The 17,534-nt window shown below is 49.3% G+C and carries 19 protein-coding genes; 6 read left to right on the plus strand and 13 right to left on the minus strand.

All coding sequences use genetic code 11. The annotated features are described in order from the left end of the window. Nucleotides 1-43: 43 nt before the first annotated feature. Genes pepV through LG211_RS14585 form a run of 4 tightly spaced genes read right to left on the minus strand, consistent with a single transcriptional unit; the run spans nucleotide 44 to nucleotide 4,163 of the window. Nucleotides 44-1,480 (minus strand): dipeptidase PepV, encoded by a 1,437-nt coding sequence (gene pepV / locus LG211_RS14570; protein ID WP_269477878.1) that lies wholly within the window; start codon nucleotides 1,478-1,480, stop codon nucleotides 44-46. Then, nucleotides 1,452-2,675, minus strand: a complete 1,224-nt coding sequence (locus LG211_RS14575; RefSeq protein ID WP_148397010.1) for a CapA family protein — start codon at nucleotides 2,673-2,675, stop codon at nucleotides 1,452-1,454. Before LG211_RS14575 ends, pepV begins: the two co-directional genes overlap by 29 nt. A 16-nt stretch (nucleotides 2,676-2,691) precedes the next feature. Further along, nucleotides 2,692-2,916: a NifU family protein gene (locus LG211_RS14580; protein WP_148397011.1), complete on the minus strand. Its 225-nt coding sequence runs from the start codon at nucleotides 2,914-2,916 to the stop codon at nucleotides 2,692-2,694. Beyond that, complete coding sequence (locus tag LG211_RS14585; protein WP_253020808.1) at nucleotides 2,916-4,163, minus strand: ABC transporter substrate-binding protein; 1,248 nt, start codon at nucleotides 4,161-4,163, stop codon at nucleotides 2,916-2,918. Before LG211_RS14585 ends, LG211_RS14580 begins: the two co-directional genes overlap by 1 nt. A gap of 193 nt (nucleotides 4,164-4,356) precedes the next feature. Between LG211_RS14585 and LG211_RS14590 the strand changes: the two genes are divergently transcribed. Continuing rightward, complete coding sequence (locus LG211_RS14590; RefSeq protein WP_272490588.1) at nucleotides 4,357-4,899, plus strand: NADH peroxidase; 543 nt, start codon at nucleotides 4,357-4,359, stop codon at nucleotides 4,897-4,899. 87 nt (nucleotides 4,900-4,986) lie between these two features. After that, nucleotides 4,987-6,150: an iron-containing alcohol dehydrogenase gene (locus LG211_RS14595; protein ID WP_148397014.1), complete on the plus strand. Its 1,164-nt coding sequence runs from the start codon at nucleotides 4,987-4,989 to the stop codon at nucleotides 6,148-6,150. Nucleotides 6,151-6,531: 381 nt separating this feature from the next. Here LG211_RS14595 and LG211_RS14600 read toward each other — a convergent pair whose 3' ends face one another. From LG211_RS14600 to LG211_RS14610, 3 genes are read right to left on the minus strand one after another with little or no spacing between them, the layout of a single operon-like run. Next, the gene (locus LG211_RS14600) at nucleotides 6,532-7,395 is read right to left on the minus strand and encodes a DUF4097 family beta strand repeat-containing protein (protein ID WP_269477879.1); all 864 of its coding nucleotides are present in this window, start codon (nucleotides 7,393-7,395) and stop codon (nucleotides 6,532-6,534) included. Continuing rightward, a complete protein-coding gene (locus LG211_RS14605; RefSeq protein WP_148397016.1) occupies nucleotides 7,388-8,008 on the minus strand; it encodes a DUF1700 domain-containing protein in 621 nt (206 codons plus the stop codon). Before LG211_RS14605 ends, LG211_RS14600 begins: the two co-directional genes overlap by 8 nt. Then, the gene (locus LG211_RS14610; RefSeq protein ID WP_148397017.1) at nucleotides 8,001-8,321 is read right to left on the minus strand and encodes a PadR family transcriptional regulator; all 321 of its coding nucleotides are present in this window, start codon (nucleotides 8,319-8,321) and stop codon (nucleotides 8,001-8,003) included. Before LG211_RS14610 ends, LG211_RS14605 begins: the two co-directional genes overlap by 8 nt. A gap of 160 nt (nucleotides 8,322-8,481) precedes the next feature. On the opposite strand from LG211_RS14610, the gene LG211_RS14615 reads away from it, so the two are divergent. Genes LG211_RS14615 through LG211_RS14625 form a run of 3 tightly spaced genes read left to right on the plus strand, consistent with a single transcriptional unit; the run spans nucleotide 8,482 to nucleotide 10,763 of the window. Further along, nucleotides 8,482-9,111, plus strand: coding sequence for a TetR/AcrR family transcriptional regulator (locus LG211_RS14615; protein ID WP_253020806.1), 630 nt, complete (start codon nucleotides 8,482-8,484; stop codon nucleotides 9,109-9,111). Further along, nucleotides 9,098-9,988: an ABC transporter ATP-binding protein gene (locus LG211_RS14620; protein ID WP_253020805.1), complete on the plus strand. Its 891-nt coding sequence runs from the start codon at nucleotides 9,098-9,100 to the stop codon at nucleotides 9,986-9,988. Before LG211_RS14615 ends, LG211_RS14620 begins: the two co-directional genes overlap by 14 nt. Next, a complete protein-coding gene (locus LG211_RS14625) occupies nucleotides 9,975-10,763 on the plus strand; it encodes an ABC transporter permease subunit (protein ID WP_148397020.1) in 789 nt (262 codons plus the stop codon). Before LG211_RS14620 ends, LG211_RS14625 begins: the two co-directional genes overlap by 14 nt. 44 nt (nucleotides 10,764-10,807) lie before the next feature. Here LG211_RS14625 and dusB read toward each other — a convergent pair whose 3' ends face one another. The 5 genes from dusB to LG211_RS14650 all read right to left on the minus strand — a co-directional run bounded on the left by dusB (nucleotide 10,808) and on the right by LG211_RS14650 (nucleotide 15,102). Beyond that, nucleotides 10,808-11,767: a tRNA dihydrouridine synthase DusB gene (dusB, locus tag LG211_RS14630; protein WP_367177893.1), complete on the minus strand. Its 960-nt coding sequence runs from the start codon at nucleotides 11,765-11,767 to the stop codon at nucleotides 10,808-10,810. Continuing rightward, nucleotides 11,764-12,555, minus strand: a complete 792-nt coding sequence (locus tag LG211_RS14635) for a type III pantothenate kinase (RefSeq protein ID WP_148397021.1) — start codon at nucleotides 12,553-12,555, stop codon at nucleotides 11,764-11,766. The genes dusB and LG211_RS14635 overlap by 4 nt, the downstream gene beginning before the upstream one ends. 148 nt (nucleotides 12,556-12,703) lie before the next feature. Beyond that, a complete protein-coding gene (locus LG211_RS14640) occupies nucleotides 12,704-13,099 on the minus strand; it encodes a biotin/lipoyl-containing protein (RefSeq protein WP_253020803.1) in 396 nt (131 codons plus the stop codon). A gap of 36 nt (nucleotides 13,100-13,135) precedes the next feature. Further along, on the minus strand, nucleotides 13,136-13,549 hold the full coding sequence (locus LG211_RS14645) for an OadG family protein (protein WP_148397023.1): 414 nt from the start codon (nucleotides 13,547-13,549) through the stop codon (nucleotides 13,136-13,138). 11 nt (nucleotides 13,550-13,560) lie between these two features. After that, nucleotides 13,561-15,102 carry an acyl-CoA carboxylase subunit beta gene (locus tag LG211_RS14650; protein ID WP_148397024.1) on the minus strand — a complete coding sequence of 514 codons (1,542 nt, stop codon included), beginning with the start codon at nucleotides 15,100-15,102 and terminating at the stop codon, nucleotides 13,561-13,563. 239 nt (nucleotides 15,103-15,341) lie between these two features. On the opposite strand from LG211_RS14650, the gene LG211_RS14655 reads away from it, so the two are divergent. Further along, entirely contained in the window at nucleotides 15,342-15,518 is a 177-nt protein-coding gene (locus tag LG211_RS14655) for a hypothetical protein (RefSeq protein ID WP_253020802.1), read from the plus strand. A gap of 751 nt (nucleotides 15,519-16,269) precedes the next feature. On the opposite strand, the gene LG211_RS14660 is transcribed toward LG211_RS14655, so the two are convergent. Further along, nucleotides 16,270-17,520: a serine hydroxymethyltransferase gene (locus tag LG211_RS14660; protein ID WP_253020801.1), complete on the minus strand. Its 1,251-nt coding sequence runs from the start codon at nucleotides 17,518-17,520 to the stop codon at nucleotides 16,270-16,272. Nucleotides 17,521-17,534 lie beyond the last annotated feature (14 nt).

Raw genomic sequence — 17,534 nt, forward strand, 5'->3', positions numbered from 1 at the left:
TTTTACGATTCTTAATTAGTATACGCTATAATTGCCGTTCAAGTCAACTATTTTCTTCTTCGTCCGCTGCTAGGCGGAAGATTGCTTCTGCGTAAATTTTGGCCATAGCTACAAGGCTTTCCACAGCTAGGCATTCGTTTTTCTGATGCCCCAGCTCCGGCTCGCCAGGAAACCTGGCGCCAAAGGCGATCACATGCTTCATCGCCCTGGCATAGGTGCCGCCTCCGATCACCAGCGGCCTGCTGTTTTCATCACCAGTCTGCCTTTTGTAGATATCCATGAGCGTGGCGATCATGGGATCATCCTCAGCAATATAGATCGGTTCCTCGTGCTTTTCCTTGACAATGCCCAGATTATAGCGATCCAGCACCGGCATGATGCTTTCATAGACCGCCTCATCGCTGGAGGTCACCGGGTAGCGGACATTGATGGTAAAGGATGCGGCCTGAGTGGACACCGCCGCCATCCCCACATTGAGCACCAGCTTGCCCGACGGCTCATCCGAAAAGCCGCAGCCCAGGGATTGACCATCCAATTCATAACCAATGTAGGTATTATAAAACTCGATTAATTCATTGATATCATCGCTGGCAAAGTTCAGGTTTCCCAAAAAATCCATTAAAATAGAGATGGCATTCTCGCCCTGCTCCGGCTTGGCGCCGTGGGCGGAGACGCCTTCTGCCGTAATCTCCAGGCTCTTGCCGATGCCTCTGCATTTCAGCTTCACCTGATGCTGCTGGCGAAAAGCCGCCGCCTTTTCCTTAATCGTCTCATAGCCTCCGCCCGCCGTATCGCGGACCACGGCTCTGGCATGGTCCGCAACCATGTTGGCTGCGTTACCGCCGCTTAGGGAGCGGAGTTCCAGCCCTTTGGAAGCGCTGCTGCCAAACTTTTTGGCAATTTCAAAAACCAGAATGCCCTTTTCCCCATGAATGGCTGGAAAATCGCCGTCAGGCGTAAATCCGTAGTCAGGCGGTGCCACCTTCTCCAGGTAATATTTCATCCCTTTCCAGTTGGTCTCTTCGTCCAGCCCCAAAATCAAGCGCACGGTATCTTTGAGAGGTACGCCGCTGTCCTTCACCGCCTTCATGGCATAGAAGGATGCCACCACCGGACCTTTATCGTCCATCGTACCCCGGCCGTAAATCTTTCCATCCACGATCTCGCCGCCATAGGGATCGTAATCCCAATCCGTACCTTCCGGAACCACATCCAGATGGCCGACAATTCCCATGACGTCGCCGCCGTTTCCAGGCAAGTCGATATGTCCCCCGTAATGGTCCGCATCCTTCACTGCAAAACCTTCAGAAGTTCCTTTTTCCAGCATATAGGAAAAGGCCTGCTCAACGCCTTCCCCGAAGGGATATTGGCCTTCCATCTCTTCGGCCACGCTTTTTATTTGAACAAGCTCCTGCAGCGTCTTGATCATCTGTTCTTTGTTTGCTTCTATGTTACTGATTATCGATTGCAAGTATTCCATTTGCATCCTCCCTGGCCTGCTTTGCCCTGGACAAATGTCCCGAGGCCGCCAAAGCCTCGTTGTCCTTCAGCCCGTCATCCAGCGGAACAACCGCATAGACCTGTTTACCGTCAGAATAATACTTATCTACCCAAGTGGGCACAGCACTCATGGAAATCTGGCTGATTCCACTGCCTTCCACATATGTAAGATCCACCTGGGCGATCACACCCTGCTCTGTGTAACGATTATTCAACGTTTCTGTCCTCTGGTTAGAAATAAAATTGCCCATGCTGTAAAAAACCGGCACCTTTTTCTCCGAATCGCCGGCCTTAAGCCAGGCAGTTTCCTGCAGCACGTGAGGATGGGAGGCAAAAATAATATCTGCACCCAGATCGGCCGTCATCTGTGCCAGTTCTTTCTGATGCTTATTGGCGGACTTCTGATACTCTTCTCCCCAATGGTAATAGGCTGCGATCACTTCCGCTCCTGCGGCTTTGGCTTGATCAATGGCTTCCTTGATCTTCTCGCCATCTTCTTTCAGCGTGTTGAAGTTAAAGGAATTGATGCGGGCCGCCACTTCATCGGAAACTGCGCTGCCGTTGATGGAAACGCCTCCGCTGCCTGATCCGGTTTCATAAGTAAACGCTACAATGCCCACTTTGACACCCTTCACGTCCTGAATCAGATACCGTTCATCGGCCTCTTCTTTCACGCTGCCAACTGTCGGAAGCTGATTCTCTTTAAGTACTTTCAGAGTCCGCAGTATTCCGTCCAGGCCTTTATCCGCCATATGGTTGTTGGCGGTAATCGCCACATCAAAGCCTGCATTTTTCAACGAAGTCGCAAGGGCGTCGGGTGAGCTGAAGTTAGGGAAACCCGAATAGGGCTTGCCCGCGAAGGTTGTCTCCACATTGCACAACGCCAGATCAGCCTCCTCAATATATGATTTTACATATTGAAAATTGTTGTCGTAATTATATTCTTTTTTATCCGAGTCATAAGCAGCATTGGTTTGGGGGTTGTGGGACATAATGTCGCCCACACATAGAATGGAGAGGGGAATCTCCTTTGGCGGCGCTGTTTCTCCAGCCGGAGAGCCGGCAGGCACTGCACCCGATATTTTTGTCCAGGCTAAAAGAATAGCCAGCCCTAGAAAAACCAGGGCCAGCGCGCTAAAGACTCCTATTTTTAATTTGTTTGTCTTTTTTTCCATGTTCTCTTCCGTAAAACTACTGAACTGCTTCTACGCCTTTGATTTCGGGATAGCTTTCCATAAGGATTCTCTCAACGACTCCTTTGATCGTCATCTGCGCTCCCGGGCATCCCGCACAATGTCCCTGCAGTCTCACTTTTACAATATGATCGTCCGTATACTCCACGAACTCAATATCTCCTCCGTCTCTCTGTAGGAAGGGTCTGATCTGTTCTAAACCTTCTTTGATTTTCTGTTCCATTATTCATTCTCCTTTTTCTTCTCTTTTTTCTTAACATTTTTCTCCGGTTCTACCGGATCAATCGTACATATGGGCTTGATTTTTTTATTAGCAATTGTATTTATAACAACGGATTTCTTAGGATCTCCGACGCTATCAAAGGTAATTTTTCCGGAGGCGCCAGAAAAGTCGGCCGTCTGGGCCAGGGCCTCACGGACATCTTCGCCGGTGCAATTCGCCCCTGCGGTCTCGATGGCATGAATGAGCAGCAAATACGCATCGAATCCCAATGCCGTTTCGGCTGCCGCAGTTTCGTCTTTGCCGTACTTTTTACTGTAGGCATCGAGAAATTGCCGGGAAGTCTGTGTCACCGCCTCATCCTCCGTATAAAGTGTGGAAAAGGCAACGTTATTGTAAATGTATTTTCCGGCAATGTCCATAAATTCGTCCGTCGACCAGTCGCTGTCACCTAAAAAAGTCACATTGCTGATCCCCATCTTTTTCGCCTGTTTGAGAATCGCTGCCGCATCGGGGATATCTCCCGGGAGAAATACCGTGCTCACCCTGGAATTGGCAATCGCCTGCAGCTGCTGTGAAAAGTCCTTATCTCCTGTCTTAAATTTTTGATAAACGGCTATGGCTTCTCCATCCCCCGTTAATTGGACAAACTTGTCTTTAAAGCTGCTGGCCATTGCCGTAGCCTGATCATCATCATCCGGCAGCAGGATCCCGCTTTTCTTTTCTTTGAGCTGCTCATAGACATAGCGGGCCAAAGCCTCGCCCTGATAGGATTCCACAAAGCATACCCGGAAATAATAAGGGTGGTTCTTCGTTACCAGCGGATTGACATTGGTTATTGCGATACCGGGAATCTTGGCCGCCTCCAGATATCCGTTGGCTACCAGCGAATAAATACTGCCATAGCTGCCCAAAACAGCCAGAGGCTGCTTTTTAATCAGATCCGCCATAGCAGTTTCGGCTGCATCAAGATCTGACTTATTATCCGCATAGACCAGCTCTACTTGTTTTCCCAAGACATTGGGATAAAGATCATGAGCTAGTTCAATCCCCCGAACCTCCAGCTCTCCCTGCTCCTTATCGGCGCCGCTCATTGGTTCGTAAACCCCGATTCTTATAGTATCGTCCGATGATGCGTTTTTATTTATAAACGCTTCTTTAAAGTTATTAAACGTCGTGCATCCTGCCAGTGACAAGGAAAAAACACCTGCCGCAAGGATGCCGGCCATTATCTTTTTCGCCTTTGACATGCTGTCCTCTTCACCTTCTTGCCTGTATTCTCTAATTCCAAACATTTCCCTCTAAGTTACATGTACATCAAATTATACCTGTTTTTTGCAAAAAGGTAAAGTCTGCTGCAAAAAAAGGTTGTTTCATTCCATATAATGGTGGTATAACTAGATTAGAGTAAATTAAGACTAAACTATTGGGAGGTAGAAAATTATGAAATGGACTTGTTCAGTATGCGGATACACGCACGAAGGACCGGAACCACCAGCTCAGTGCCCACAGTGTAAAGTGCCCGCCGAAAAATTTGTAAAAGTTGAAGAAGGTAAAAGAGAATGGGCTGACCAGCACGTAGTCGGCGTTGCCAAAGATGTAGATCCGGAAATCGTGCAGGGCCTTAGAGATAATTTTAATGGGGAATGCTCCGAAGTTGGTATGTATCTGGCTATGGCGAGAGTCGCTCACAGAGAAGGATATCCGGAAATCGGACTTTATTGGGAAAAAGCTGCTTGGGAAGAAGCTGAGCACGCTGCCAAGTTTGCAGAGCTTCTGGGAGAAGTGGTTACGGATTCCACCAAGAAGAATCTGGAAATGCGTGTAGACGCAGAAAACGGCGCTTGCGCAGGCAAGAAAGCTCTGGCTAAAATGGCTAAGGACCAGAATCTGGATGCAATCCACGATACGGTTCATGAAATGGCTAAGGACGAAGCAAGACACGGCTGTGCTTTTGAAGGTTTACTTAAGAGATATTTTGGCTAAAATCAAACATAACGAGGATGCGGCGTGTCTGCATCCTTTTTTCTTTATACAGGAAACCACGTTTTTATGTAAGGAGTGAAGAAACCGATGAAAAAATTTCAGTATTATATTCCCACCCGGATTTTGTTCGGAAAAGGAGCGCTGGATGGCCTGCACAAGCAGGCTCTGCCCGGAAAAAAGGCGCTGATCGTCATCAGCAGCGGAAAATCAACCAAGGCCAACGGGTATCTGGCCCGCGTGGAAGAGCAGCTTGAAAAAGCCGGCTGTGAGCATGTTCTCTTTGATAAGATTCTGCCCAATCCAGTGCTTCGCCACGTGATGGAAGGCGGCGCGCTGGCTAAGGAGACAGGCTGTGACTTCGTTGTCGGCCTGGGCGGCGGCAGCAGCATGGACGCAGCCAAAGCCATTGCCGTCATGGCCACCAATCCCGGCGATTATTGGGATTATAACGGCGGCAAGACGGGCAAGGGACTGCCGCTGGTATGCGATCCTCTTCCCATCGTCGCCATTACCACCACTGCAGGAACAGGTTCGGAAGCCGATGCCGCTACCGTTACCACCAAAGAGGAGACCAATGAAAAATGCGGGTATGTCAATGAAAAACTCTATCCTGCCATCTCAGTGGTGGACCCGGACTTGATGATGACCATCCCGCCGATGCTGACGGCTTATCAGGGATTCGACGCCCTCTTTCATGCAGTGGAAAGCGTTATCAACAAATACGAAAATCCGATGGGTGAAATGTTCGCCCTCAAAGCCATCGAATATATTGCCAAATACCTGCCGACGGCGGTCAAGGATGGAAGCAATGAAGAAGCCCGCAGCTACGTGGCTCTGGCAAACACACTGGCCGGATTCTTTATGATGTGCACCTCGGAGCATTCCATGGAACACGCCCTCAGCGCTTATCATCACAGCCTGCCCCACGGTGCAGGACTGATTATGATCAGTCTGGCTTATCACGACCACTTTGTCAAAACCAGCGCTTGCGACGAGCAGTACATCAAGATGGCCAAAGCCATGGGAAAACACCATGCCAAGGATGCCGGCGACTTTATAGATGCGTTAGCACAGCTGCAGAAGGACTGCAGCGTGGACCAGCTGAAAATGAGCGATTACGGAATTAAACAAGAAGAACTGGATAAATATGCGGTTAATGCCAGAGAGTCCATGGGAAGGCTCTTTGCCTGCGACCCGGTTTCTCTGTCTGATGAAGATGTCGTGAAAATTTATCAGAAATCCTATCGCTAGTTTTTTTGCGATATTGGAACTTACGAAAACGCGGCTTGCCACTTGCAAGTCGCGTTTTCTTTATGGGTTCAGCTCCGAATCCACAGGCCAGGGTCCCGGAAAATTTTTATAAAATTTTTTATTTTTTACGCGAAGTTGTGGGTTTGCGAGGGCTGACCCCGCCAACTTGACTGCCCGCGCAAACTCAAGTCGGATCTGACAGCGTCTGGCTGTTGAAACCTGCGCAAAAATGGAAACGTTATTCGCGCTTCGCGCTCACTTTCACAAGGTAAACTTTTTTGAAATACAGGAAATGCTACGCAATCGATATTTCCTGTATTATAAAAAATCCCGCACTGGACGTCCCTGCGGGATTTTATTTTACAATACACACTTGATTTTTTATATAAAGTTAATTTCCGTATCTCCAGTATCGCAATTCGTCTCAATATGATTGGCCGCCGCCGGATTTTCCGCAAGATAAGTGGTGCCCACGCTCTTTCCATTAATGGAGCAGTCCCCCAAGTCCGTCTGCGTTTTTATGGAATAGGAATCCTGCGGTAGGTAGGTGGTCAAAGTACAATCCCCCATGTCACCGTCGATTTTCGTCATTCCTGCAAATTCTCCGGAGAGATTCATATCACCCGCATTCAGCTTAATCGAGGCAGAGGAAGATTTAATGCTGGCCCCTTGGATACTGCCCATATCGGCACTCAGGTCCAGTTCTCCGGCTATAATCCCGTTCATGGTAACATCTCCCGCATCCGACTCGATGTGCAGCGTTTTTGCCGATAGATCATTGAGCTTTACATCCCCCATATCGCTGTCAATCTCAACGCGATCAAAGGCTGTACCTTGGGGGTAATAAATTTTTATCACCGTATCTTTGTGGTCGCCCAGATTGAAAAGATTCAAGTTAAACCAGCGGATTTTTTTCCCGGATGTCTTTACATTCAGGATACCGTTTTCCACAGAAACCCTGGGTGCGCCCATGGCTTTGTCATAACTGGTTTCCACTGCGAAGGTCTGCCCTTGGACAAATTCCACCCGGCCCAGGTCCGAATCCACATTGATGGAAGAAAAGGCTTCTGTCGCTCCATTCTGATGCTCTTGCTGTCCGCCGGTAAGGCTGATCCATGGAACCCGCTCCTCAACACTGGCCAAACCCCGAATTCCTCCCAAGGCCGCGCCGGCAATGCTGAGAAGCAGTCCTGCGCCGACCACGATTCCGCAGACCATTAAAAAGGTTTTCATTCTCTTACTCATTTCCATGCCCCTCCTTTGCCAGCTTTTTCTCCCGTCTCCTCTGACTGCTCTTCTGCATTTCTTTTGCAGTCAAACGGATGAGGGCCCTGGCACCTATCACAACACCTACACACAAAACTGCCATTAGACCGGCGGCTACAAGCCCCATGCCGATCAGCATCATACCGCCCGCCACGCTTCCGGCCAGCCCGGCAAATCCGATGGCGACAAGAGCAATGCCGCCGATGCAGAATGCGATCAGACAGGCAAGCAGCGCTGCGATCACCGCAAAGATACTGATAAAGACGGCAAAGGCTACGGCCCCCAGAGCGATCGCCAGCGGCAAGGCGACCGGCGCCGCAAAGATGCCCATGATCACCCATAAAATCGCTGACAGCCCTTTTTTGGTGCTCTGGCGGCCATTGTCGTGATCCAGCTGGCGGACAGCGTAATCAGCCTTAATCTGGGTCGCAACTTTAGATGGACTTCCCAGCTCCTGGATAGTCTCTGCTTCCCGTTCCGGTCCGGCCTCATCAAAATATTCACTGTAGTATTCCATCGCTGCCTGAATCTCTTCCTTCGGCAGCTTTGATAACTCGGCGGCCAGCCGGTTCATAAACTCTTGTCTATTCATGATCTTCACCCCCGTTGAGCAAGGAATCGATTTGATCCTTGTAAACTTTCCATTCTTTCTTATACATTTCACATCGTGTAAGCCCTTTTTCTGTTACCGTATAGTAACGCCGGTTCCTACCTTGATAGGGCTGGTCATAGGTCCGCAGATAATCCTCTTTCTGCAGGCGCCGCAGCACCGGATACAAGGTTGACTCGGATATATCCAGAACTTTTTTCATGGATTGAGTCAACACATACCCATAGGTATCTTCTTTTGAAAGGACCGACAATACACACGCTTCCAGAAGGGCTGAATCAATTTTAAATCCCATAGAGCATCCTTCTTTCTTTTATTATATTGTTCATCTGCTAATACTATACGACGTATAATATTGTTTGTCAAGCAAATTTTGCGAACTTTTCTATTGACCAGATCGGTCAATGCTGTTATACTGTTATTGACCGAATCGGTCAACGAAAAGGAGTTTTTTTATGAACGACAAATTTTACAACCTGCCCGTCGAAAAACAAAATGCGATTATAAACGCTGCGCTCCATGTGTTTGCGGAAAATGATTATAAAAAAGCGTCAACAGAGGAGATCACCCGGCTGGCCGGTATTTCCAAGGGCCTGCTTTTTCATTATTTCGGCAGCAAAAAAGAGCTGTATCTCCACCTCTATCAATATGCGGAAAAGTCCCTGATTGAGGGAATGAGGCGGTACTACGATTCTGAGGAGACGGATTTTTTCAAAGCTCTGATCAGCGCACAGATGGCGAAAGTTCAGGTGCTTCATCAGCATCCGGATCTAATTTCCTTTTTGGTGAGAGCCTATCTGGAACACGATGACGCCGTAGAAGCACAGATAGATACCAGGTTCAGAGACATTATCTCCGCCAGCCGCACCACAGTCCTGGAACGCACCGACGGCAGCAAATTCAAAGAAAGCATTTCCCCGGACCAGGCCCTGGATATCATCCTTTGGATGTCGGACGGTTTTATGCGCAGCCGCACGCCGCAGCAGCTGGCAGACCTAGAAGCGCTCAATGAAGAATTTTTGTCCTATATGGATTTGCTGCGCCGTCATTTTTATAAGGAGGAATATTGGGATGAACATAATTGAAACAAAAGGTCTGACAAAATACTATGGCAAATCCCGGGGGATCATTGATCTGGATTTGTCCGTTTCGGAGGGAGAAATCTTCGGTTTCATCGGCCCCAACGGAGCGGGAAAAAGTACGACGATCCGCCTGCTGCTGGGTCTGATTTCCCCTTCATCGGGAACCGCCAAGGTTCTCAATATGGATTGCGGCCGGGAGCGAACGTCGATTTTGGCTCAAATCGGCTATATGCCGTCGGAAGCCATGTTTTATGATAGTCTGCGGGTAAAAGAAATGATCCAGCTTTCAGCCAAACTGCATAAGAAAGATTGCAGCCGGGAAGCTGCCTTGCTCTGTGACCGTTTTATGCTGGATAAAGAGAAGAAAATTCGGGAGCTGTCTCTGGGAAACCGGAAAAAGGTTGGAATTGTCTGTGCCTTCCAGCACCGCCCTCAGCTGTACATACTGGATGAACCCACAAGCGGGCTGGATCCGCTGATGCAGAAGGAGTTCTTTTCGTTGGTGGAAGAGCGGAACAAAGAAGGTGCCGCTGTCTTTCTCTCTTCCCACGTGCTTTCAGAAATTCAGCGTCATTGCCATAGCGCCGCCATTATCCGGGACGGGCAGCTGGTCGTGCATGGCTCAGTCGAAGCCCTTTCCAAAACATCGGCGCGGAAAGTGGAGGTTCACGGGATTCAAACGCCGCCGGCCATCGATGGTATCCTCGATGTGGACTGCGGCGCAGAAAGTGTCCGCTTTTTATACCAGGGGGAGATGAAGTCGCTGATCGCCTCGCTGAATGCCCTTCCTGTCCAGGACCTTTCGATATCCGAACCGGATATCGAAGAAATCTTTATGCACTTTTATCATGAAAGGAGTGGGTCCAATGATCTTATTTAGACATGAATTGCGGCAGGGCCGCAGGATGCTGCTGATTTGGAGCGCTGTGGTCGGTTTTATGATTTTGATCTGTATGCTCATGTACCCGGAAATGGGAAAGCAGATGGGCGGTATCGACAAAATCTTTTCTCAGATGGGGGGTTTTACCGAAGCCTTTGGCATGGATAAGCTGAGTTTGGGTTCGGTGATGGGCTTTTACGGTATCGAATGCGGAAATGTTCTGGGAATCGGCGGTGCTTTTTTCGCGGCTCTGCTGGGGATCAGCAGCCTGGCTAAGGAGGAGGCCGGTCATACGGCGGAATTTCTCCTCACCCATCCCATCAGCCGCATGAGGGTCACTTGGGAAAAGCTGGCTGCCCTGATCTGCCAATTGATTCTTTTTAATGCAATCTGCATCGCCTGTTCATTGATTTCTTTTGTTCTGATCGATGAACAAATAGAGGTTAAGGCGTTTGTCCTCTTTCACATCGCCCAGTTCCTGCTTCAGCTGGAAATCGCACTTATCTGTTTTGCCATTTCCTCCTTTTTGCGTAGATCCGGGCTTGGACTTGGTCTTGGCTTTGCCGCTCTACTGTATTTCCTCAATATCATCGGAAACATCAGCAGCCAGGCCGATTGGCTCAAATATATCACGCCATTCAAATATGCGGACGCTTCCTCCATTATTCCCGATGGGACGCTGGACGGCAAGCTGATCATATTGGGAATGGTATACACGCTGGCAGCGGCGCTGATCGCTTTCCTGCATTTCCGGCGCAAGGATATCAGCGTGTAGGTGCGTAGGCAGATACACATTCAGCCCATACCAAACCTCCCGGCTCATTCGCCAATGCGCTCGATTTCCCGCCTCAGTTCCTCCAGGTCGGTAATGCGGTTAATCGTCCTTCTTACCGCCGCGGAACCTCTGATCCCTTTTAAATACCAGCCCACATGTTTGCGCATCTCCCTGACGGCCGCATACTCGCCCTTGACTGCTGTCAGCCGCTCCAAATGAATGAGCATGGTTTGCACCCGCTGCTCAAGGGAGGGCGCCGGCGGCTTTTCATCGCCTTTCCAAATGGCAATCGCATCGCGGAAAATCCAGGGGTTCCCGAGGGCGCCCCTGGCAATCATCACCATGTCGCATCCGGTCTCTTTCAGCATGCGATTGGCATCTTCGCCTGAAAAAACGTCTCCATTTCCAATCACTGGAATATTGACGTTTTCTTTTACCCTGCGGATCATATCCCAGTCCGCATGGCCCGTATAATACTGCTGCCTTGTTCTGCCGTGAACTGCAACAGCAGCGGCCCCCGCAGCCTCAATGGCTTTGGCGGTCTGGACCGCGTTGATGGAATCGTGATCCCATCCGATGCGGATTTTGGCCGTCACCGGCTTTCCCGCATGATCCGCAGCCGCTTTTACCAGCTCATATATTTGATCCGGATCTTTCAGCAGTGCGGAGCCTTCGCCGTTTTTTACCACCTTGGGCACCGGACAGCCCATATTAATATCAAACGCCGCATTTTTACGACCCCGCAAGGTTTTTGCCGCATGGGCGATGATGTCCGGTTCGCTCCCAAACAACTGATAGGCGATCGGCTCTTCGCCTGGAAAGATTTCTAAGAGACGCTCTGTATTTTTATCTTTGTACCAGAGTCCCTTGGCGCTGACCATTTCCGAGTACAGAAGGGCAGCCCCCTGCTCCTTTGCCAAACTTCTGGCAGGACCGTCGGTAATCCCGGCCAGCGGCGCTAAAACGAAAGGGTTTTCCAGCTCAATATTCCCTATTTTCATCATTTCTGTCTTTTATTCTTCCTATGGATAATTTCCAGGCCCTCCAAAGTCAGCAGCTTGTCCACATGATCGATGCAGTCGATCCCGCTGTCAATGAGAGTAGCCAGCCCTCCTGTGGCGATAACCTTTACCGGTTCTTCCGACTCGCTGTAATCCTGCAGTTCCTTCTTCATCTTTTTTACAATATAGTCCACCATTCCCATATGGCCGTAGACCAGCCCCGACTGCATGCTGTGGATCGTATTTCTGCATATTACGTTCCCCGGTTCCTCCAGCTCGACCTTAGGCAGCTTGGCAGTCTTTTCGAACAGAGCCTCTGAAGAGATTTTCAATCCTGGCGCAATGGTACCGCCGATATACTCCGCTTTTTCTGAGATCGCGCAGAATGTTGTAGCCGTTCCGAAATCAATGATGATCAGCGGTCCGCCGTACTTGGCGTGAGCTGCCACCGCGTTGACAATTCGGTCTGCGCCTACCTGCTTTGGGTTATCGTATTTCACCACCAGGCCGGTTTTGATACCCGGTCCGATGACAATCGCTCTTTTATTAAAATATTTCATGGATAGATGCTGCAGCGTGAACAGTACGGAAGGTACTACCGTGGAAATGATCACGTCCTCCACTTCCCCTACGTCCAGTCCTTCGTACTGAAACAGCTGATTGATCACCATTCCGTATTCGTCGGCGCTCTTATTGTTATCCGTTTCCAGCCTCCAGTTTTGGATCAGCTCCCCCTCTTTAAAAACGCCCAGTACAATATTGGTGTTTCCTACGTCAAATGCTAGTAGCATGGCTTTGTTTCTCCTTTGCTCTGCCTTTTTTAGAATTCTGCAAGCTATTATACTCCAATATGCGCGCTATGTCGAGCATATTTATACCTGACAATGAAAACTGGCGGGTCGCATGTGCCCGCCAGTATATTCATCAAATCAAATTCACTTATTTAAGAGTAACCAGAACGTCTCCGGCATTTACGGACGCGCCCTTGGCTGCAGGTACGGTATCTACGGTTCCTGCTGCTGGTGCCATGATTTCGTTCTCCATTTTCATAGCTTCCAGAATGATCAGAACGTCTCCGGCATTTACAGCCTGACCCGGTGTAACTTTCACTTCCAGAACTGTTCCCGGCATCGGGGCGCTTACCGTGTTTGCTCCCGCTGCCGGAGCTGCGGCAGCAGGTGCTGCCGGGGCCGGGGCTGCTGCCGGTGCAGGAGCAGGAGCCGCAGGCGCTGCCGCTGGTGCCGGTACAGGCGCTGCTGGTGCCGCTGCTCCGCCTACTTCTTCAACTTCTACTGCATACACAGTACCATTTACTGTAATGTTATATTTTTTCATTTTCGTTTACTCTTCCTTTCCTGATAAATCCTTCACTTAAAACTTTCTGCTGTCAATGCAGTCGGCGCGGCCAGCATCACCCCATGCTGTCGTGTCACCGGATATTCTGCGTATTTTCCGAACGATGAAATTATTTGCGCCCCCCTCATAAGCAGTGATCGCTGCTGTAATGACTGCGATCAAACTGTCATCGGCAGTGACTGCTGCCGCTCCTGTGGGAGCTGCCGGGGCTGCAGCGGGTGCGGCATCTGCCTTCTGCGGCGCCTTATCTCCCTTGTTGGGACGATATGTAAATTTTGTCATGATTGCGATGCAGGCCCATAACAGGATCAGCACGATAAACGTGATCCCCATTCCCATCAGGGTCGTGATCCCGGCCCCTGCCATCTTTTCTCCAAAAGTCATGTTATGCATCACATCGGGATTTGCAAATTGCTCCATTAAGCTCATTATGCCACCTCCTACAGCGGAATGTTACCGTGCTTCTTAGCAGGTAAGGATTCTCTCTTTGTGCTCAGCATATCCAGAGCGCTGATGATTCTCTGTCTAGCTGTAGCCGGTTCGATGATGTCATCTACATAACCCATCTCCGCGGCTCTGTACGGATTGTTGAACCGATCTTCGTATTCAGCAATTTTTTCCTGTCTCTTTGCTTCCGGATCGTCGGCTGCTTTGATATCTTTTTTAAATACGATATTGGCGGCTCCTGCGGCTCCCATTACAGCGATCTGTGCCGACGGCCAGGCCATAACCAGATCTGCGCCCAATTCCTTGTTGCACATTCCGATGTAAGCGCCGCCGTAAGCCTTTCTCAGGATCATGGTGATCTTTGGAACGGTTGCTTCGCAGTACGCGTACAGCATCTTGGCGCCGTGGCGGATAATTCCGCCGTATTCCTGATCGGCTCCCGGAAGGAATCCAGGTACGTCTTCCACGGTCAACAGAGGAATGTTGAACGCGTCGCATCTTCTGATAAATCTTGCCGCTTTGTCGGATGCGTTGATGTCCAGGCATCCGGCTCCGAACTTGGGCTGGTTGGCAATAACGCCTACCGTTGCTCCGTCCATGCGGATGAAGCAGGTGATCATGTTCTTCGCATAATGGGGCATAACGTCAAAGAGTTTACCGTCGTCTGCGATCTTGGTAATAATATCGTACATATCATACGCTTTATTGGGGTTATCCGGAATGATATCGTTGAACTCCGGAATCATTCTGTTGGGGTCGTCGCTCGTCGCATAGATCGGAGCTGTTTCCAAATTGTTGGAAGGCATGTAGCTGAGCAGCTCTCTTACCTGCATCAGTGTATCCGTATCATCCGTTCCTATAAAGTGAGCAACTCCGCTGACCGTGTTATGGGTCATAGCGCCGCCCAGCTGCTCGGCGGAAATATCTTCACCAGTAACCGTTTTAATGACTTCCGGTCCTGTTATGAACATCTGGCTTGTTTTGTCTACCATGAAAATAAAATCTGTGATGGCCGGTGAATAAACCGCTCCGCCTGCGCAAGGTCCCATGATTACGGAAATCTGCGGAATAACGCCGGAAGAGATCGTGTTGTTGTGGAAGATCTTGCCGAATCCGGAAAGCGCGTTAACCCCTTCCTGAATTCTCGCTCCGCCGGAGTCATTTAAGCCGACGATCGGTGCTCCCATTTTCAGAGCCATGCCCTGCACCTTGACAATCTTCTCTGCATGGTATTCACCCAGAGATCCGCCAAGTACGGTAAAGTCCTGCGCATAAGCAAATACAAGTCTGCCGTCCACTGTACCATAACCAGTAACAACGCCATCCCCAGGAGCCTTGGTGTCAGCCATGTCGAAATTGGTGCATCTGTGAGAAACAAACACATCGTTTTCTACAAAGCTTCCTTCGTCGAAGAGAACATTCAATCTCTCTCTTGCGGTCAGCTTTCCTTTTTTGTGCTGCGCATCGATCCTTTTTTGTCCTCCGCCCTGAGCTATTTTTTCTTTCAATTGGCGAAGTTCTTCAAGCTTGTTCATATATATTTCCTCCTTAAGTATTTTGGATGTTTTGTGAAATATTTATCAGTGCATGGTACACCAACCTCACTATAACGTAATTCAAGCTCTTTTGCAACCAAAATTCCGTTGTATACATTATTCTTCCAGCTGGTCTTTACAAGGGAGACAGCCGTTTTTTCAAAGTTTCGGCAATATCGTATCCAGGACAAGTATAACCCGTATGTTTCTACCCACACTATCTAGTAGGAGGTGATAAAATGGATCTTGGAGATATGACTTCAAAAGAGCTGGGCGAACTTACTTCAAAAGGCCTTGTAAGTCTCGGTAAAAAAATTCTTGAGGAGCAGGAAGGGGAAGTTCCCGGAACTCTAAAAAATCAAAACCTGGGGCACAATTCGAAGAAGGAAGGACTGGGGCCCAATACTCGGCGCTAGGCGAGTCAGTTCGCGTATTGCACACGAATTTCTAAGGGGGGCCGTCGCATTCATGAAAACGAATGCGATGTGCCCTTTTTTTCGATCCCTTTTATGGAAGGAGCGGGCCCTTCGGGCCCGGATTAGTAAAGGGTGAAAAGTAAAATGATCGCTCGAGCTTGTTTTTGTCTAAGATTACGATGATTTTTTATCGTGGGAAAAGAAAAAAAGCTATAAAAGCGATAATTACATGCTGTTTATAGGTGAATTGGCCGTAAAAAAGGCCTGAAATCATCGCTGGAAAGGCCTGCCAGGCACAGATCGCGATGATTTGTTCCCGGCCTCAACTCCTGGAGAATGACGGTATCAAAATAGAGGCAGTGTAAACACTGCCTCTGGGTGCCAGAGCATCCTTAATTGCACGTGGGCCGGGCCGTCCCAACAGCAAAAAAACTTTTTTGGCCGGTTTCTATTCGAAATGGCCTGTTTTTAATGCAAAGTTCATAGAAGAACAGGGCATTTTGCCGTTTTCACAGCAAGCCAGGATGGCAAAATTCATTTATTTGCTGCATATAGGCGCATACAAGCGACTTGCATGCGGTTATCTGCATCTAACACCGGATACAATCCGGCCTGCAGCGCCATTTTATATGGACATTGGCTGCCAAAAGGCCGGTTTCGAATAGGATTTGCAATATTTTTTGTTTTGCTGCATTGTAAAGGGTTCGCGTCAACAGTTTTGCCTGCCGTCAATATGCGAGCATTTCAAACTCTATTTCTGAATAGTATGCAGCGGATACGTTTGGCAAAGCTCTTTGACGATGGCTTTTGCCTGCTCCATGGCTTTCGGATCATCCGGGTTATCCAGAACAAGCGCCATGGCCTCCACTGTTTTTTCCACATCCTCTTCCTTAAATCCTCTGCTGGTCATGGCCGGTGTTCCCAGCCTGAGACCGCTGGTAACAAATGGGCTCTGGGGATCATTGGGAACTGCGTTTTTATTGGTCGTGATGTTTGCCTCGTCCAATAGATTTTCCGCCCGTTTTCCAGTCAGGTTTTTGCCTACCAGGTTTACCAGTACCAAATGGTTGTCCGTGCCGCCGGAAACCAAATCAAAACCTTTTGCAATCAGTGCTTTTGCCAAAGCCTGCGCATTGTCGATCACCTGCTGCTGATATATTTTGAACTCCGGCTCGGCAGCTTCCTTAAAGCAGACAGCTTTGGCAGCGATAATATGCATCAGCGGACCGCCCTGGGTTCCTGGAAAAATTGCTTTGTCGATGGCCTTGGCATACTTTTCTTTGCATAAAATCAAGCCGCCCCTGGGACCGCGCAGTGTCTTATGGGTGGTGCTGGTAACGATATCAGCATACTCCATCGGGTTGGGATGATGACCGGTTGCCACCAAACCGGCAATATGAGCCATATCCACCATTAAAATCGCGCCTACTTCATCGGCAATGGCCTTAAACTTGTCCGTTTCAATGGTCCTCGGATAAGCGGAGGCTCCTGCCACAATCAGCTTGGGCTTATGTTTGAGCGCCAGCTCACGCACATTGTCAAAATCGATCTTTTCCGTTTCCGGGTTCAGTCCGTATGGGACGAAGTTGTAGGATTTTCCGGAAATATTGACGGGGGATCCGTGGGATAAATGTCCGCCGTTGGATAAATCCATGCCCAGAACCGTGTCTCCATATTCCAAAACCGCCTGGTAAACGGCCGTATTGGCGTTGGCGCCGCAGTGAGGCTGAACGTTGGCATGGTCTGCGCCGAAGAGCGCCTTGGCCCGTTCAATGGCCATAGCCTCCACCTCATCGACGAATTCGCAGCCGCCGTAATACCGCTTGCCCGGATAGCCTTCCGCATATTTATTGGTCAGAGCGCTTCCTGCCGCTTCCATGATTTCATAATTGACAAAGTTTTCAGAAGCGATCATTTCAATCTTTGTCTCCTGTCTGCCGATCTCCCGTTTGATGGCGGCGCTGATCTCAGGATCAGCCTTGTCCAAGTAATTAAAATACATTCCGTGTTCTCCTT

It is taken from the genome of Hominibacterium faecale (assembly GCF_020734085.1).
Lineage (GTDB): Bacteria > Bacillota > Clostridia > Peptostreptococcales > Anaerovoracaceae > Hominibacterium > Hominibacterium faecale.

Excerpts from the sequence above, each read along its gene's own strand:
- pepV (WP_269477878.1), bottom strand. The coding sequence starts at position 1,480 with ATGGAATACTTGCAATCGATAATCAGTAACATAGAAGCAAACAAAGAA.
- LG211_RS14575 (WP_148397010.1), bottom strand. The coding sequence starts at position 2,675 with ATGGAAAAAAAGACAAACAAATTAAAAATAGGAGTCTTTAGCGCGCTG.
- LG211_RS14580 (WP_148397011.1), bottom strand. The coding sequence starts at position 2,916 with ATGGAACAGAAAATCAAAGAAGGTTTAGAACAGATCAGACCCTTCCTA.
- LG211_RS14585 (WP_253020808.1), bottom strand. The coding sequence starts at position 4,163 with ATGTCAAAGGCGAAAAAGATAATGGCCGGCATCCTTGCGGCAGGTGTT.
- LG211_RS14590 (WP_272490588.1), top strand. The coding sequence starts at position 4,357 with ATGAAATGGACTTGTTCAGTATGCGGATACACGCACGAAGGACCGGAA.
- LG211_RS14595 (WP_148397014.1), top strand. The coding sequence starts at position 4,987 with ATGAAAAAATTTCAGTATTATATTCCCACCCGGATTTTGTTCGGAAAA.
- LG211_RS14600 (WP_269477879.1), bottom strand. The coding sequence starts at position 7,395 with ATGAGTAAGAGAATGAAAACCTTTTTAATGGTCTGCGGAATCGTGGTC.
- LG211_RS14605 (WP_148397016.1), bottom strand. The coding sequence starts at position 8,008 with ATGAATAGACAAGAGTTTATGAACCGGCTGGCCGCCGAGTTATCAAAG.
- LG211_RS14610 (WP_148397017.1), bottom strand. The coding sequence starts at position 8,321 with ATGGGATTTAAAATTGATTCAGCCCTTCTGGAAGCGTGTGTATTGTCG.
- LG211_RS14615 (WP_253020806.1), top strand. The coding sequence starts at position 8,482 with ATGAACGACAAATTTTACAACCTGCCCGTCGAAAAACAAAATGCGATT.
- LG211_RS14620 (WP_253020805.1), top strand. The coding sequence starts at position 9,098 with ATGAACATAATTGAAACAAAAGGTCTGACAAAATACTATGGCAAATCC.
- LG211_RS14625 (WP_148397020.1), top strand. The coding sequence starts at position 9,975 with ATGATCTTATTTAGACATGAATTGCGGCAGGGCCGCAGGATGCTGCTG.
- dusB (WP_367177893.1), bottom strand. The coding sequence starts at position 11,767 with ATGATGAAAATAGGGAATATTGAGCTGGAAAACCCTTTCGTTTTAGCG.
- LG211_RS14635 (WP_148397021.1), bottom strand. The coding sequence starts at position 12,555 with ATGCTACTAGCATTTGACGTAGGAAACACCAATATTGTACTGGGCGTT.
- LG211_RS14640 (WP_253020803.1), bottom strand. The coding sequence starts at position 13,099 with ATGAAAAAATATAACATTACAGTAAATGGTACTGTGTATGCAGTAGAA.
- LG211_RS14645 (WP_148397023.1), bottom strand. The coding sequence starts at position 13,549 with ATGAGCTTAATGGAGCAATTTGCAAATCCCGATGTGATGCATAACATG.
- LG211_RS14650 (WP_148397024.1), bottom strand. The coding sequence starts at position 15,102 with ATGAACAAGCTTGAAGAACTTCGCCAATTGAAAGAAAAAATAGCTCAG.
- LG211_RS14655 (WP_253020802.1), top strand. The coding sequence starts at position 15,342 with ATGGATCTTGGAGATATGACTTCAAAAGAGCTGGGCGAACTTACTTCA.
- LG211_RS14660 (WP_253020801.1), bottom strand. The coding sequence starts at position 17,520 with ATGTATTTTAATTACTTGGACAAGGCTGATCCTGAGATCAGCGCCGCC.